This window comes from Bradyrhizobium sp. USDA3010 (assembly GCF_056429065.1).
Map to the genome: position 1 here is coordinate 62,598 of NZ_JBWJZD010000010.1, position 15,063 is coordinate 77,660.

At 65.1% G+C, this 15,063-nt stretch carries 12 protein-coding genes; 5 read left to right on the forward strand and 7 right to left on the reverse strand.

The window, feature by feature from the left end; translation table 11 throughout:
* Positions 1–141: 141 nt before the first annotated feature.
* From AC066Y_RS17655 to AC066Y_RS17685, 7 genes are all read right to left on the reverse strand, one after another.
* Positions 142–1,005 (reverse strand): helix-turn-helix domain-containing protein, encoded by an 864-nt coding sequence (locus tag AC066Y_RS17655; RefSeq protein ID WP_478274977.1) that lies wholly within the window; start codon positions 1,003–1,005, stop codon positions 142–144.
* Between the two features lie 146 nt (positions 1,006–1,151).
* On the reverse strand, positions 1,152–1,826 hold the full coding sequence (locus tag AC066Y_RS17660; protein WP_478274978.1) for a polyamine aminopropyltransferase: 675 nt from the start codon (positions 1,824–1,826) through the stop codon (positions 1,152–1,154).
* Positions 1,827–1,998: 172 nt separating this feature from the next.
* Positions 1,999–5,232 (reverse strand): bifunctional cytochrome P450/NADPH--P450 reductase, encoded by a 3,234-nt coding sequence (locus tag AC066Y_RS17665; RefSeq protein ID WP_478274979.1) that lies wholly within the window; start codon positions 5,230–5,232, stop codon positions 1,999–2,001.
* A 133-nt stretch (positions 5,233–5,365) separates the two neighbouring features.
* Positions 5,366–6,361, reverse strand: a complete 996-nt coding sequence (locus tag AC066Y_RS17670) for an alpha/beta fold hydrolase (RefSeq protein ID WP_478274980.1) — start codon at positions 6,359–6,361, stop codon at positions 5,366–5,368.
* A gap of 11 nt (positions 6,362–6,372) precedes the next feature.
* Positions 6,373–7,923, reverse strand: coding sequence for a WS/DGAT/MGAT family O-acyltransferase (locus tag AC066Y_RS17675; protein WP_478274981.1), 1,551 nt, complete (start codon positions 7,921–7,923; stop codon positions 6,373–6,375).
* Between the two features lie 58 nt (positions 7,924–7,981).
* The gene (locus AC066Y_RS17680; RefSeq protein ID WP_478275123.1) at positions 7,982–8,716 is read right to left on the reverse strand and encodes an alpha/beta hydrolase; all 735 of its coding nucleotides are present in this window, start codon (positions 8,714–8,716) and stop codon (positions 7,982–7,984) included.
* A gap of 65 nt (positions 8,717–8,781) precedes the next feature.
* Positions 8,782–9,039: a DUF6489 family protein gene (locus AC066Y_RS17685; protein ID WP_092125001.1), complete on the reverse strand. Its 258-nt coding sequence runs from the start codon at positions 9,037–9,039 to the stop codon at positions 8,782–8,784.
* A 375-nt stretch (positions 9,040–9,414) separates the two neighbouring features.
* Between AC066Y_RS17685 and AC066Y_RS17690 the strand changes: the two genes are divergently transcribed.
* The 5 genes from AC066Y_RS17690 to AC066Y_RS17710 all read left to right on the forward strand — a co-directional run bounded on the left by AC066Y_RS17690 (position 9,415) and on the right by AC066Y_RS17710 (position 15,043).
* Positions 9,415–11,013, forward strand: a complete 1,599-nt coding sequence (locus tag AC066Y_RS17690; RefSeq protein WP_478274982.1) for an ABC transporter substrate-binding protein — start codon at positions 9,415–9,417, stop codon at positions 11,011–11,013.
* A 103-nt stretch (positions 11,014–11,116) separates the two neighbouring features.
* On the forward strand, positions 11,117–12,097 hold the full coding sequence (locus AC066Y_RS17695) for an ABC transporter permease (RefSeq protein WP_478274983.1): 981 nt from the start codon (positions 11,117–11,119) through the stop codon (positions 12,095–12,097).
* An 11-nt stretch (positions 12,098–12,108) separates the two neighbouring features.
* Positions 12,109–13,071 carry an ABC transporter permease gene (locus AC066Y_RS17700; protein ID WP_478274984.1) on the forward strand — a complete coding sequence of 321 codons (963 nt, stop codon included), beginning with the start codon at positions 12,109–12,111 and terminating at the stop codon, positions 13,069–13,071.
* Positions 13,068–14,051 carry an ABC transporter ATP-binding protein gene (locus AC066Y_RS17705; RefSeq protein WP_342723243.1) on the forward strand — a complete coding sequence of 328 codons (984 nt, stop codon included), beginning with the start codon at positions 13,068–13,070 and terminating at the stop codon, positions 14,049–14,051. The genes AC066Y_RS17700 and AC066Y_RS17705 overlap by 4 nt, the downstream gene beginning before the upstream one ends.
* Positions 14,048–15,043 carry an ABC transporter ATP-binding protein gene (locus AC066Y_RS17710; RefSeq protein WP_478274985.1) on the forward strand — a complete coding sequence of 332 codons (996 nt, stop codon included), beginning with the start codon at positions 14,048–14,050 and terminating at the stop codon, positions 15,041–15,043. Before AC066Y_RS17705 ends, AC066Y_RS17710 begins: the two co-directional genes overlap by 4 nt.
* Positions 15,044–15,063: the final 20 nt, after the last annotated feature.

Consider the following 15,063-nt stretch of genomic DNA (forward strand, 5'->3'; position numbering starts at 1 on the left):
ACCGGCAATCTCGTCTTGTTGGGAGAAAGCTAGCGGCGGGTGGCCATGGCGGGCCTGCACGAAACCGGAGAAAATCTGCACGAAACCGGAAAAATCATCCGCAGGCTTGGCGCTAGCGCCCCCGCCCGTCCGAGCCGCCCGCTAATGGCTGCGCCGGTAGCGCCCCGGCGTCACGCCGGTGAAGCGGCGGAACATGCGCGTAAAATGCTCCTGATGGGAGAAGCCACAGGCCAGTGCGATGTCGGCGAGGCTCTGCGTCTCGTCGGCGAGCAGCGCCCTGGCGCGCTCGATGCGCAGATTGAGCACGTATTGGTAGGGCGAGACGCCGCTGGTCGCCTTGAACAGGCGCACGAAATATTCGGTGCTGCGGCCGCACAGCTCCGCCAGCTGGTCGAGCCGGATATCGCTATCGAGATTTGTGTCGACGAACTCGCGGATGCGCGCCATCTGCCGGTTGTTCAGCAGGTTCGGATGCTTGCCGGCCTCGACGCTCGGCTTGTGGAAATTGATCGCGACGAAGCGGTTGGCGATCGCCTGCGCGATCGGATCGACGAACAGCGACGAGGCCGGCAGGCCGCTGGTGATGGTGTCGCCGATCGCCGCGGCGAGATGCTCCAGCACGGCATCCTGATCGCCGAGCATCGGCGCGAGCCCGCCGATCAGGCTCGCCGCCCCGTCCCGGCCCGCGAACAGGTCGGAGCGCAGATAGATGTGGGTGGATTCCAGCGCCTCGCGCAGCACCACGTTGCAGGCGTGCCCGGCCGGCAGGAAGAACACCCCGCCGCGCGGGATGTGCCGGGCAACCGACTTGCCGTCCATCACATAGGTGATGTCGACCGGGCCACCCCGGTGCAACACCATCAGATTGTCGGAGAGCGCGTGGAAGTGCCCGTCGAACGGCCGCTCGCGCTGAACCGAGGCATACGCTGACGACCAGCCGAGCCCTTCGCTCGAGCCGCGGAATTCGGCCTGGAAACGGTCCAGGATCCCGTGCGTCTCCTGCACCCCAAAATTCGACGTCGCCTGCATCCGACAGACCAAGGGCTCGAGGCTTCGGTGCCGCGAGTGAAACCCAACGGCCCTCGATTTTCAACACAATCGAACCGAACGGCACTGCTGGAGGTGTTGCTGCGTCGCAATAGCGGGGCCTGCTACTCCTTGACCGCGATCCAGATCACGTGGCGCACGCCGCGGCCTCGGCCGGTGGCGCGGACGGCGACTTCATTGACCGCGAACCCTGCGCGGGACAGCGATTTCGGGAACCTGGCGTTCGGACCGGACGACCAGACGGCGAGCACGCCGCCGCGCCGCAGCGCCGTGTGGGCGATCTTCAGTCCGGAGACGTCGTACAGCGCGTCATTGGCCTTGCGGGTCAGGCCTTCGGGGCCGTTATCGACATCGAGGAGAATGGCATCGTAGGTGCGCGGATTGCGCTCGATCACATCGGCGACATCCACCTCCTGGATGCTGACGCGTGGATCGTTCAGGCTGTCGCCGAAGATCTCGGCCATCGGGCCTCTCGCCCAGGTGACCACGGCCGGCACCAGCTCGGCCACCACGATGTCCGCCTCGGGTCCAAGCACGGTCAGCGCCGCCCGCAGCGTGAAGCCCATGCCGAGGCCGCCGATCAGAAAACGCGGCCGTGCGACCTTCTCGATCTTCTTCGCAGCGAGCGTCGCCAGCGCGGCTTCCGAGCCCGACAGACGGCTGTTCATCAGCTCGTTGGTGCCGAGCATGATCGAGAATTCGCGGCCGCGCTGCATCAGGCGCAATTCACCTTCGGTGCCGGGAATGCGCGCGGTATCGATCTTTTCCCAGGGAATCATGCGGCGGCTTGTAGCATGGGCGTCAGGGCGGGCGAAGCTAGCGCCCAGAGCATGCGAAATAGTGACTCACGAATGGCGCAACAAACTCAGTGTCGTCCCTGCGAAAGCAGGGACGACGATGGGGAAAGGAACCTGCCCTCAACCGCATCACTGTCGTTCCCCGGCGCCGAGGCTACCCGCCGGCCCAGACGTCGAGCACGTAGCGGTTCCTGGTGCCCATCTCCTCGATCCAGCGCGCGGCGGCATCGATGTCGGCTCCGCTGCGCTCGCGATAGATCGACATCAGGGTTGCCTTGACGTCGGGCTCCATCTTGCCGCCGTCGCCGCAGACATAGACGATCGCACCCTTCTGGATCAGCTCCCAGACCAGATCCTTCTGCGCGGCGACGAGGTGCTGCACATAGGTCTTGGGCCCGTCGGCGCGCGAGAAGGCGGTGTGGAGTTCACCGACGCCATCGGCTGCGAACGCCTTCAGCTCATCGGCATAGATGAAATCCTGCTCCGGATGCCGGCAGCCGAAGAACAGCATCGCAGGGCCCAGCGCAGCGCCTTTTGCCTTGCGCGCGGCGCGCTCCTGCAGGAAGCCGCGGAACGGTGCGAGCCCGGTGCCCGGCCCGATCATGATGATCGGCACGGCGTTGTCGTCGGGCAGGCGGAAGCCGGCCTTGGTCTCCTTGATCGTGGCGTGGACAGTGTCGCCGGCGCGGCGACGCGCCAGATAGTTCGAGCAGACCCCTTTGTAGATCCCGCGTCCCGAGCTCGCAGGCGCTTCCACCACCCCCACGGTGACGCTGCAGCGCTGCGCCTCGCCGGCCGGAGACGACGAGATCGAGTAATAGCGCGGCGCCAGCAGCGACAGCATTTCCAGGTAGAGGTGGAACGGCAGCTCGCAGGCCGGATATTCCTCGAGCAGGTCGAACACCGATTTGCGCTTGGCCAGCACCTCGGAGCGATAACGCCCGGCCGAAGCCTCATCGTCGCCGACATAAGCCATCAGCTTCGGCTTGGTCACCGGGCAGCGTGTGTGCTCGGCCATGATCTGGATCTGCTTGCGGGTCGCGACCTGCTGCAGCTCGACGAACTCGGTGAGCAGCCGCCCGACCGACACGGCATTGCCGACCGGCAGTTGCGCGCGGCGGCCTTCCGACACCTGCAGACGGATCTGGTCGGCCGGCAGGAAGCCGAACCGGCGTGCGACGGAATCGACCAGGGTCGGATCGTTGCGCGGCACCACGCTGAGATGATCGCCGACGCGATATTTGAGATTGGCCGGCAGCTCGACCTCGATATGCCGAGTCGAGCGTTCCGACGGATGGGCGCCTTCCTTGTTCTGCAGCTCGTTGTTGGCGAGCACCTTCATCGGCACCGCGCCGCCCTGCGTCACGATGGTGTTGACCGCGCCCTGCGCCACCGGCTCGATCGCGTAGAGCGGCTCGTCCTCGGCGGTGCGGGTGAAATTCCAGTCGATGCCGAATTCCTTGGTCGCGACCTTTGCGGCCTCCGGGAACCATTTCTGGAACTGGCCGTCGAGATCGCTGCGCGCATCGCCCTCGCCGCGCGGATAGACCGCGCGAGCGCCGTGCTTGGTCAGCTGCTCGTCGATGAAGCGCGGCACCGACTGGTAGGTCGCGGCCCAATCGCTGTTGCCGCAGCCGAACACCGCGTAGCGCACCTTGGCGAAGGCGTCCTTCGGCAGATCGGTCTCAAGCCATTTGACGAATTGCGTCGCGTTGTCGGGCGCCGCGCCGTTGTAGGAGGCGCAGATGATCAGGACGCCGCCCTCCTCCGGCAGCTTGCCGACATAGTCGTCCAGCGGACCAAGCCGGGTGGCGAAGCCGTTGATCTCCGACAGATCCGCCATGCGGGTCGCCAGCTCCTCGGCCGAACCGAGGTTGGAGCCGTAGAGCACCAGCATCGGCGTGTTGTGACCGGGGCGCGTGGTCGGCGCGCGCGGTGCCTTCGGCGCGGCCGCAACGGCGCCCGTGCTGCCGGCGAACGCGCCGCGATCCCTGTCGTCGCGCGGCCGCACCTTGATCCTGAAGCCGTCGGGCTTGACGGTCAGCGTCTCCTTCAGGTGCATCTGGTAGCGATGCACGTCGAGCAGCCTGAAGCGCTGCAGGATCATCCCGATCGCGAGCGCCGCCTCATGCATGGCAAAGCCGCGGCCGATGCAGGCGCGCTGCCCGTTGCCGAACGGCTTCCAGGCGTTGATCGGGCGCTTGGCCTCCGCCTCACGGCTGAAATTCTCGGGATCGAACACATCGGGGTTCGGGCCCCAGACGGAGGGATCGCGGTGCAGCGCCATCACCAGGATGGTGATAAAGGTGTTCTTCTTGAGCTTGTACTTGCCGCCGATCGTCTCGTCGCTGAGCGGCGCAATGCCGTAGGCCGGCGCCGGCGGCCACAGCCGCAATGCTTCCTTGAGACATTGGGTGATGTAGGTGAGCTGCGTCACCTGCTGATAGGTCGGCCTCGCGTCGACGTCGGGACCAAGGACCCGATCGACCTCCTCATAGGCCTTCTTCAGCACCTCGGGATGCTTCAACAGCGCATAGATCGTGCACGACAGCAGGCCAGAGGTGGTCTCGTGGCCGGCGATCAGGAAGGTGTTGATCTGGTAGCGGATGTTGACGTCGTCGAGCTGCTCGCCGGTCGCGCGGTCGACGCCGGTCATCATCGCGGCCAGCATGTCCTTCTTGTCGCTGGTCACGTTGGTATTGCCACGCCGCTCGGCGATGATCTCGTCGACCATCTTGTTCATGAAGGCGACGTCGTCGGCGAGCGTCTTGCGCCGCTTCTGCATCCAAAGACCCTCGAGCGGCAGGCCGCGGGTCATCATGATGGTCTCGAGCGAGCGCACCAGCGATTCCACGAACGGGTGGTAGTCGCGGCGGTAGAACGAGTTGAAGCGGTAGTCGAAGCCGCAGAGCCCGATGGTGTCGAGGGTCAGCGCCGTCATGTCGTGGACGACCTCGATCTCCTCGTCGGCGTTGAGGCGCTCCCATTTCTTGACCAGCTGCTCGGCGATATCGACCATGCTCGGGTGATACGACTGCATGGCGCGGTTGCCGAACGGCTGCATCAGGATGTTGTGCGCCTTGCTCCAGTTCGGCTCCTTGGTGTCGGCAGTGAACAGCCCGTCGCCGCCGACCGCGCGCACCCGGCGCAGCGAGCCGCGCACCGCCTTGTCGAAGCGCTTCTCGTCGGAGAGCTCGTCGACCAGATCGTGACCGGAGACGATCACCATCGGCGCACCCATCATGTCGAGCCAGAAGATCGGCCCGAGCTCCTTGGAGAGCTTGACCAGATGCTGCACCGGCGCAGTCGAATCCAGCGACAGCATGTTGCCGACCACCGGCTTCGTCGGCGGATGCGGAATCGGACTCAGTCTGTTGCCGGACGCCATCTTCGAAATGCCCCCTCACTACGTCGTCATCCTGAGGAGCGCGCACCGCGCGCGGCTCGAAGGATAGCCGCTTGCTCCAGTCCCCCTCATCCTTCGAGGCGCGCCGAAGCCGGCGCGCACCTCAGGATGACGCCTAGCCGAATTTTCGCTTGCGCCACTCAATCAGCTTGGCGCTGACCTCGTCCGGCTTTTCCTGCTGTGTCCAATGGCCGCTGTCGCGGACCAGATACTTTTCGAGGTCCGGCACCAGCTTCTCCATGCCATCGGCGGCAGACGGCGGCAGCACCGCGTCGTTCTCCGCCATGATCATCAGCGACGGCACCCGCACCTGATGGTCGAGCCCCGCCGAACGTTCCCAGTTGCGGGTGAAGTTGCGATACCAGTTGATGCCGCCGGTGAAGCCGGTCTTGCTGAAGGTGTCGACGAACACCTTCTTCTCCTCGGCCGACAGGATCGGCGTCCGCGGATCGTGCTTGGCGTCGTAATTCGCGATCATCTGTGGGAACGCCAGGTTCAGCCGCGCCGAGGCGCCGACGCCGGCGATCGGCTGCTCCTCCGGCGTACCCGGCGGGCGCGCCGCCGGTTTGCGCATGAAGGCATCGAAGGTCTGCTCCACGCGGCTGCCGAAGATGCGGTCGGGCTCGCGCGCCGGATCCTGGAACTGGACGATGTACATCTGGTCGCCGAAACGCTGGCGGAAGAGCGCGATCGGGTCCATCGGCGCGCGGTTCAGATGCGGCGTGTTGACGCCGACGACGCCGGCAACCCGCGACGGATGCCTGAGCGGCATCTGCCAGACGACAAAGCCGCCCCAGTCGTGACCGACGAAGATCGCCTTGTCGATCTTGAGATGGTCGAGCAGGCCGACCAGATCGCCGGTCAGGTGCTCCATGTCGTAGGCCTCGACCGGCTCCGGCCGGTCGGTCGCGCCATAGCCGCGCTGATCCGGCGCAATCACCCGGATGCCGGCCTCACCCAGCGCCTTCATCTGGTGACGCCAGGAGAACGCCAGCTCGGGCCAGCCGTGGCACAGCACCACGGGCGGCGTGTCGGTCCTGGGGCCGGCTTCGTAGAACCCCATGCGGATGCCGTTGGTCTCGGCGAACTGCAGCGGTGGCATTTCGATCATTGACAGGATTCCTATTCGGCCGCGCCCTTGATGTCGGCAGGCGGCGGCGCGAATGCCGCCTCGAGTGCATCGAATTCGAGCGGCAGCATGTCGCACATCACCTGCACATGGGGGATGATGTTGGCGCCGACGATGAAGCCGAAATCAAGCTGATCGCGGTAGCTCTGCACGGTGATGTTGAGTGCGATCCCGTGGGTCGAGATCGAGACCGGGAAGATGTGCAGCAGCTCTGCGCCGGCCGCGTACAGCGTCTGCCGCGGCCCCGGCACGTTCGACACCGTGATGTTGGTGGCTGGCGGCAGCACATTGGACAGGTCGGATCGGCTGTAGAGCAGCGCCATGATCTGTACCAGGATCGGCGCGCCGAGCAGCGAGATGTTGGAGACCTGCGGCACCAGGGCGCGCAGCGGATGCGACATCTCCTTGGACTTGATGGACTGCGCGATGATGGTTTCGAGCCGCTTCTTCGGATCCTCGACGTCGGTCGCGATCGAGCAGATCATGCCGAACACCTGGTTGTTGGATTCGGCGTTGCCTTCTTCGCGCAGCGAGATCGGCACGCCGGCCGTCAGCGACTTGTTCGGCAGCGCGCCCTGGCTGATCAGATAACGCCGCACCACGCCCGAGGCGAGCGCCAGCACGACGTCGTTGAGCTTGCCGCCCGATGCCTTCGCCAGCGCCTTGGCGCGCGACAGCGAGATCGAGGTGCCGGCAAAGCTGCGCTCCGACGAGATCGCCTTGTTGAGGATGGTCGGGGGCGAGGACATCGCTTGCAGACTCTCGCGCGACCTGGGATCGGCGATCTTGGCGACGACGTCGGACAGGCTCTTGAGCACGGTCGGCATGGAGCCCGCGAACTTCACCGCGCTCTCGATCTGGAACATGGCGTTGTCGAACAGGATCGAGCCGAGGTCGCTCTTGCCGGAGCGCGGCAGTTCCAGGCTCTTTTGCGCGGCGGCGGCCGCCTCGAACGGCTGGGTCCAGAGCTGCTGATAGGCGTCGATCAAATTGGCCGCGATGTCGCGCGGCTCCTGCGCGACCTTTTTGGCGCTCGGCGGATCGATCTGCCGCGGCACTGGCGTCAGGTCGTAGATCATGCTGGTCAGCGCCGCGCCGGCGCCGCCGTCGATGCAGGCGTGGTGCATCTTGGAATAGAGCCCGATCTCGTTGTCTTTCATGCCCTCGAAGACGTAGAACTCCCAGAGCGGGCGGGCGCGGTTCAACAGCTTGGCGTGCATCCAGCCGACGATGCGCTCCAGCGTCGCGCGGTCGCGCGGCGCCGGCAGGCTGGCGCGGAAGATGTGGCGGTCGATGTCGAACTGGTCGTCCTCGACCCAGGACGGGTGATCGATGTCGAGCGGCGCCTTCTGCAGGCGCGCCTTGAGGATCGGCGCGATGTGCAGCCGCGAGGCGATCATCGCCTTGAACTCCTCGAAGAAGTCGCCCTTGTAGCCGTCGGGCAGCCGGAAGATCGCCATGCTGCCGACATGCATCGGCATTTCCGGCGTTTCCAGATACAGAAACGATGCGTCCAGCGAGGACAGCTTTTTGGCGTCGCTCATGGTCTCCTCCCGAGAGCCAACTCACGCGGGCGCCTTGGCGGCGCTTCTCGTCGTCTGGTCAGGATAGTGCCTGTTCTGCCGGCCCATAGGCAATGGCAAAGGGGCCCGAGCGGTCAAAATGCCGGAACTCTCCTTCCGGCTGTGCCAGCCGGTCCGCGATCGCCCACAGCGCCGCGGGGTTGACGCCGAGGCCGAGATGGCTGGCCAAATGCACCTCGATGTTCTCGGCGGTCGCCGACGGCCGTACCCGTGAGGTCCGCCAATTCACGATGCCGTCGGTGCGGGAATAGATCGAGGTTGCCGGCACCGGCATGTCGCCGGCGATCGCCGCGCGAATCTCGGGAATGTCGTCCACCCCCTCGCCGGACAGCAGCTCGTACAGCCGGGTCGCGTTGGTGGCGCGGATATCGTCGGCGAACGGGCTGCCCAGCGTGATGATGGAGCGCACCAGCTCCGGCATCTGCGACGCCAGGTCGCGCGCATAGACGCCACCGAGGCTCCAGCCGATGATCGAGACCTTGCGCCCCGACGCCTCATGGACCCGTTTCAGCAGGTCGCGCAGCGCAGTCCGCCTGCTGGCGATGCCGCCGAAATTGCGGCCCATGTTCCAGGCGTAGGCGTCATAGCCGAGCTCCTTCAGATAGCGCCGCATCGGCGCCATCGAAAGGTCGCTGGCGAGGAAGCCGGGCAGCGCCAGCACCGGATGACCGTCGCCCTTCGGCGCCTGCATCAGCAGGGGCGACAGCAGCAGGCTCGAATTCAGCTCGAGCACGCCGCGCGCTTCCGCCAGCATCAGCAACAGGCTGGGCGGACGCAACCGGTGTTCGGCCCCATCGACGCTCCCTTTCGCGGCCGGCACTATTTCTTGTCCTTCTTGCCCGCGCCGCCGCCGAAGCCGGCCATCGCCACGAACATGTCCTGGAAGCGCTCGGCGAGCTTGGGATCGAAGGTGAACCAGCTTTGCAGCAACGCTTCCGGCGAAACCTTGTCGATATTCGACAGCATCTGCTGTTGCAGCCTGTCCATCACCGCGTTCTGCATCGGTGCCACGTCCGGCAGGCCGAAGAACTGCCGCGCTTCAAGGGGCGTACAATCTATCTCGACGTTGACCTTCATATCCGCCTCCTCAAATGCGCCTGGCCCGCCTCAGTATCGCCGCGACAGGGTGCATCACGCAAGCGAGCCGTGCCTGACCCAAGGCATGGTCGGCCTCAATCATCTGTTATGGTCAACCAGACTGTCCTGGGCGGTCGGCGAAACAGCGCTCGCCGGTGATCGTCTCCGCGGCCGACGACCGGCACTCCGAAAGTCGAATGTCACGCCGTTGCGCCAGCCGCCTATTCTCGAGTCCTGTTCATTGCGCTGCACCCGCGCGAACCGATTAACCCTTTGGCAAATCGCGCTTGCGCGGCCGGTAAACTCTGGCAACATGCATCAATAATACCAGCCGGACAAAGCAGCCGGCGGACAAAAACGGGGACGCGGGATCACATGTCGGGACGTTGGAGTTTGTTTGCGGCGACTGCCGTCGCGCTGGTCGCCCTTGCCTTGCCGGCATCGGCGCAGACACTGAAATATGCCAATCAGGGCGAGCTGAAGTCGCTGGATCCTTACACGCTGAAGGAAACCACGACGATCGCGCACCACGCCCATGTCTACGAAGGCCTCACCGCACGCGACAAGGACCTCAAGATCATTCCTGCACTGGCGGAAAGCTGGGAGACGCTGAGCCCGACCAAATGGCGCTTCCACCTCCGCAAGGGCGTGAAATTCCACAACGGCGATCCTTTCACCGCCGACGACGTGCTGTTCTCGGCCGACCGCGTCCGCGCCAAGGGCTCCAATTTCCTCAGCAATGTCCCGGCCGACGCCAAGTTCACCAAGGTCGACGACTACACGGTCGACGTGACGCTGGACTCGCCCAATCCCATCCTGACCTCGCAGTGGGATAGCTGGTACATCATGGACAAGAAGTGGTGCGAGGAGAACAACGCCGTCGCACCGACGCCTGCCTCCGCGACCACGCCGAGCTACGCGGCGCTGCACGAGAACGGCACCGGCCCCTTCACGATCGAGAGCCACCAGCCCGGCGTGAAGACCGTGTTCAAGGCGTTTCCAGGCTATTGGCGCAAGCCCGAGCATAATCTCCAGGAGATCATCTTCACCCCGATCGGCTCCGACGCCACCCGCGTTGCCGCGCTGCTCTCGGGCGAAGTCGATGTCATCGAGCCGGTTCCGCTGCAGGACATCCAGCGCGTCAATTCCAGCGGCGTCGCCACCGTCATGACCGCGCCGGAGATCCGCACCATCTTCATCGGCATGGACATGGCGCGCGATGAGCTGCTGTACTCCAACGTCAAGGGCAAGAATCCGTTCAAGGACATCAAGGTCCGCGAAGCCTTCTACAAGACGATCGACGTCGATCTGATCAAGACCCGCGTCATGCGCGGCATGTCGACGCCCTCGACGCTGATGATCGCGCCCGAACTCTATCCGCTATCGAAGGAGTTCACCCGACCGAAGCTCGATCCCGATGGCGCCAAGAAGCTGCTGGCCGAGGCCGGCTATCCGAACGGCTTCGAAGTCACGATGGATTGCCCGAACGACCGCTACGTCAACGACGCTGCGATCTGCCAGGCGGTGGTCGGCATGCTGGCCCGCATCGGCGTCAAGGTGAACCTGCTGGCGCAGCCGAAGGCACAGTATTTCGCCAAGGTGCTGAAGCCCGGCGGCTACCAGACCTCGTTGTTCATGCTGGGCTGGACGCCCGCGACGTCCGACTCGCACAACGTGCTGCACGACATCCTCGGCTGCCGTGACGATCCGAAGGATTCGACCCGAGGCGAAGCCAATCTCGGCGGCTACTGCAACAAGGAAGTCGACGCGCTCGCCGACAAGGTTCTGGTCGAGACTGACACTGCCAAGCGCGACCAGTTGATCAAGCAAGCCTACGAAATCGTCATCAAGGATTACGGCTACATTCCGCTGCATCAGCAACCGCTGGTGTGGGGCGTGTCGAAAAAGGTCAAATTGACCCAGCGCGCGGACAATCAGGTGCTGCTCTACTGGGCGACCAAACAAGGTGAATAGTGGCTCTAGCGAATTGGGTCCCGGAAGCGCAGGCTTCCGGGACCTCTCGATCTTTGGCCGCGCAAAGCCGCGCGCCGGATGTCAAAAGCAGTGAAAGGTAGAGATGCTCGCTTTCACTCTTCGCCGCGTGCTGCAGGCGATCGGCGTGATGCTCGCCGTAGGCGTCATTGCGTTCGCGATGTTCCGCTTCGCCGGCGATCCGGTGAGCCAGATCGTCTCGATCGACACCTCGGCCGCGCAGCGCGCTGAAATCCGGCGCTCGCTCGGCCTTGACGATCCCGTGCTGGTGCAGTTCGGCCGCTACTTCATCGATGCGCTGCAGTTCAAGTTCGGCGTGTCCTACCAGTTCCGCCTGCCGGTCTCATCGCTGCTGGCCGAACGGCTGCCGGCGACGCTGGAGCTTGCGATCTGCGCCACGGTGTTCGCGATGATCGCCGGCATCCTGATGGGGGTCTACTCGGCGCTGCGCCGCGACACCGTGCTCGCCAAATTATTCCAGGCGGTGTCGCTGATCGGCATTTCGCTGCCGACCTTCCTGATCGGCATCCTGCTGATCTATCTGTTCGCGGTGACGCTGGGCTGGCTGCCCTCCTTCGGCCGCGGCGAGGTGGTGAAGCTCGGCTGGTGGTCGACCGGGCTGCTCACCGTCTCCGGCCTGAAGGCGCTGATCATGCCGGCGATCACGCTCGGATTGTTCCAGATGACCCTGATCATGCGGCTGGTGCGGGCCGAAATGCTGGAAGTGCTGCGAACCGACTATATCCGCTTCGCCCGCGCCCGCGGACTGACCACGCGCGCGATCCATTTCGGCCATGCGCTGAAGAATACCCTGGTTCCGGTGATCACGGTCGCCGGCCTGCAGTTTGGCTCGGTTATTGCTTTCTCGATCATCACCGAAACCGTGTTCCAATGGCCGGGCATGGGACTTCTGTTCGTGCAGGCCGTGCAAAACGTCGATATCCCGATCATGGCCGCGTATCTGTTGATGGTCTCGCTGATCTTCGTCACCATCAATCTGGTGGTCGACATCCTCTACACCGTGGTCGATCCGCGCTTGCGCTCGACCATCGGCCGCGCGGCGTGAGGGCGCAACCGATGTCCGACGCCGTCGTCCCCCATCGCTCCGACGATCACCCGCAGGCACCTGCCGGCTGGTTCGGGCGCGCGCTCGACAGCGACATCCTCTATTCGTTCCGCCGATCCAGGCTGACGATGGTCGCCGCCGTGATCACGCTGTTGTTCTTCCTGCTGGCGATCTTTGCGTCATGGCTTGCGGTGCAGAACCCGTTCGATCCGGCGCAACTACAGCTGATCAACTCGCGGATCGCGCCGCTGTGGACCGCCGACGGCCAGAGCCCGTTCCTGCTCGGCACCGACGAACAGGGCCGCGACGTGCTCTCGGCGATCCTCTACGGCCTGCGCATCTCGCTTGCGGTCGGCATTGCCGGCGTGGTGTTCGCCGGCGCGCTCGGCATCGCCCTCGGGCTGGTCGCCGGTTATTTCGGCGGCGTGGTCGACAGCGTGATCATGCGGATCGCCGACGTCCAGCTCACCTTCCCTGCGATCCTGATCGCGCTCCTGGTCAACGGGGTCGCCAAATCGCTGCTCGGCAACCGGCTCGACGAGATGAGCACGTTCGGCGTGCTGATCATCGCGATCGGCCTCAGTTTCTGGGTGCAATATGCCCGCACCGTGCGCGGCTCGGTCATGGTGGAGAAGAACAAGGATTATGTGGCAGCAGCTCAGCTGATCGGCCTGCCGGCGCCGAAGATCATGCTGCGGCACGTGCTGCCGAACACGATGGGCCCGATCCTGGTCATCGCCACCATCAACCTCGCGCTCGCGATCATCACCGAGGCGACGCTGTCTTTCCTCGGCGCCGGCATGCCCGACACCATGCCCTCGCTCGGCACCCTGATCCGGATCGGCAACAACTATCTGTTTGCCGGCGAATGGTGGATCGTCGCCTTTCCAGGTATCGCACTGGCGGGCCTGATCCTCTCCATCAACCTGCTCGGCGACTGGCTGCGCGACGCATTGAACCCAAGGCTCCGATGACCCAGCCTGTTCTCTCCGTGCGCAATCTCGAGGTGGAATTCGTCACCCGCCGCGCGACCTTGCGCGCCATCAACGGTGTGTCGTTCGATATCGCCAAGGGCGAGGTGCTCGGCGTGGTCGGCGAGTCCGGCGCAGGCAAGTCGGTCACCGGGCTTGCGGTGATCGGGCTGATCGATCCGCCCGGCCGTATCTCCGGCGGCCAGATCGAGCTGTCGGGCACGCGGATCGACCATCTTCCGCCGGAAGAGATCCGCCGCATCAGGGGCAAGCGGATCGGCATGATCTTCCAGGATCCGCTGACCAGCCTCAATCCGCTCTACCGGATCGGCGACCAGATCATCGAGACGATTCGCACCCACACCAATCTGAGCGAAAGCGCCGCGCGCCGGCGCGCGATCGATCTGCTCGCCGAGGTCGGCATCCCCGCGCCGGAGAAGCGCATCGACGGCTACCCGCACGAATTCTCCGGCGGCATGCGCCAGCGCGTCGTGATCGCGCTTGCGATCTGCGCCGAGCCCGAGTTGATCATCGCCGACGAGCCGACCACCGCACTCGACGTCTCGGTGCAGGCGCAGATCATCGCGCTGATCAAGCGGCTCGGCCGCGACCACGGCACCGCCGTGATGCTGGTGACCCACGACATGGGCGTGATCGCCGAGACCTGCGACCGCGTTGCGGTGATGTATTCCGGCCGCATCGCCGAGATCGGCCCGGTGCAGGAGGTGGTGCGCAACCCGCTGCATCCTTACGCCAGGGGCTTGATGGGCGCGATCCCTACGCTCGCGGGCGAGGACAAGCGGCTGGTGCAGATCCCGGGCTCGATGCCGCGGCTGTCGGCGATTCCGGCCGGCTGCCCGTTCAATCCGCGCTGTGCGTTTGTCTTCGATCGCTGCCGCGTCGAACGCCCCGAGCCGATCCGGCAGGGCACCCAATCCGTCGCCTGCCATCTGTTCGAGCCGGCGAAGGAGACGGCGGCATGAGCGGGACATTGATCGAGGTCAAGAACCTGCGCCGCGTCTTCGACGTCTCGAAGCCATGGCTCAACCGCGTGATCGAGGGCGGCCATCTCGAATTCCTGAAAGCCGTCGACGGCGTCAGCTTCGACATCAGGCGCGGCGAGACGTTTGCGCTGGTCGGCGAATCCGGCTCCGGCAAGACCACGGTCGCGCGCATGGTCGTCGGCCTGTTGCCGCCGAGCTCGGGCGAAGTCGTCATCGATGGCGTCTCGATGACCGATCCGCGGCAGGCGCAGGCGCGCCGCCGGCTGCGTCGGCGCATCCAGATGGTCTTTCAGGATCCCTATGCCAGCCTCAATCCGCGCTACCGGGTCGCCGCCATCGTCGCCGAGCCGATCCGCGCCTTCGACCTGATCGAGGGCGAACGTGAGATCAAGGCCCGGGTCGGCGACTTGCTCTCGCTGGTCGGCCTGCACCCCGATGACGGCCAAAAATTCCCGCATGAATTTTCCGGCGGCCAGCGCCAGCGCATCGCGATCGCCCGCGCACTGGCGTCAGAGGCCGAGTTCATCGTCTGCGACGAGCCGACCTCGGCGCTCGACGTCTCCGTGCAGGCGCAGATCCTCAATCTGATGCGCGACCTGCAGGACAAGTTCGGCCTGACCTACCTCTTCATCAGCCACAATCTGGCAGTTGTCCGTCACATGGCGACCAGAATCGGCGTGATGTATCTCGGCCGCATCGTCGAGATCGCCGAGGGCCGAAAGTTGTTCGAGAACCCGCGGATGCCCTACACCAAGATGCTGCTCGGCGCGGTTCCGGACCTTGCGATGTCCGGCCGCCAGCGCATCCCGGTCAAGGGCGAGATCCCCAATCCGATCGATCCGCCGCGGGGCTGTGCGTTCAACCCGCGCTGTCCCCTCGCCTTCGATCTCTGCCGCGAGAAGGCGCCGGAACTGATCGACGGCGTCGCCTGCCACGCCGTCAACAGCCCCGCCGCCGCCGTTCCGGCATGATCACGCGGATGGGAGCGGCC

What these genes read in the sequence shown, in the direction of transcription:
- AC066Y_RS17660 (WP_478274978.1), bottom strand. Translation starts at nt 1,826, where the DNA reads ATGATTCCCTGGGAAAAGATCGATACCGCGCGCATTCCCGGCACCGAA.
- AC066Y_RS17665 (WP_478274979.1), bottom strand. Translation starts at nt 5,232, where the DNA reads ATGGCGTCCGGCAACAGACTGAGTCCGATTCCGCATCCGCCGACGAAG.
- AC066Y_RS17670 (WP_478274980.1), bottom strand. Translation starts at nt 6,361, where the DNA reads ATGATCGAAATGCCACCGCTGCAGTTCGCCGAGACCAACGGCATCCGC.
- AC066Y_RS17675 (WP_478274981.1), bottom strand. Translation starts at nt 7,923, where the DNA reads ATGAGCGACGCCAAAAAGCTGTCCTCGCTGGACGCATCGTTTCTGTAT.
- AC066Y_RS17680 (WP_478275123.1), bottom strand. Translation starts at nt 8,716, where the DNA reads ATGCTGGCGGAAGCGCGCGGCGTGCTCGAGCTGAATTCGAGCCTGCTG.
- AC066Y_RS17685 (WP_092125001.1), bottom strand. Translation starts at nt 9,039, where the DNA reads ATGAAGGTCAACGTCGAGATAGATTGTACGCCCCTTGAAGCGCGGCAG.
- AC066Y_RS17690 (WP_478274982.1), top strand. Translation starts at nt 9,415, where the DNA reads ATGTCGGGACGTTGGAGTTTGTTTGCGGCGACTGCCGTCGCGCTGGTC.
- AC066Y_RS17695 (WP_478274983.1), top strand. Translation starts at nt 11,117, where the DNA reads ATGCTCGCTTTCACTCTTCGCCGCGTGCTGCAGGCGATCGGCGTGATG.
- AC066Y_RS17700 (WP_478274984.1), top strand. Translation starts at nt 12,109, where the DNA reads ATGTCCGACGCCGTCGTCCCCCATCGCTCCGACGATCACCCGCAGGCA.
- AC066Y_RS17705 (WP_342723243.1), top strand. Translation starts at nt 13,068, where the DNA reads ATGACCCAGCCTGTTCTCTCCGTGCGCAATCTCGAGGTGGAATTCGTC.
- AC066Y_RS17710 (WP_478274985.1), top strand. Translation starts at nt 14,048, where the DNA reads ATGAGCGGGACATTGATCGAGGTCAAGAACCTGCGCCGCGTCTTCGAC.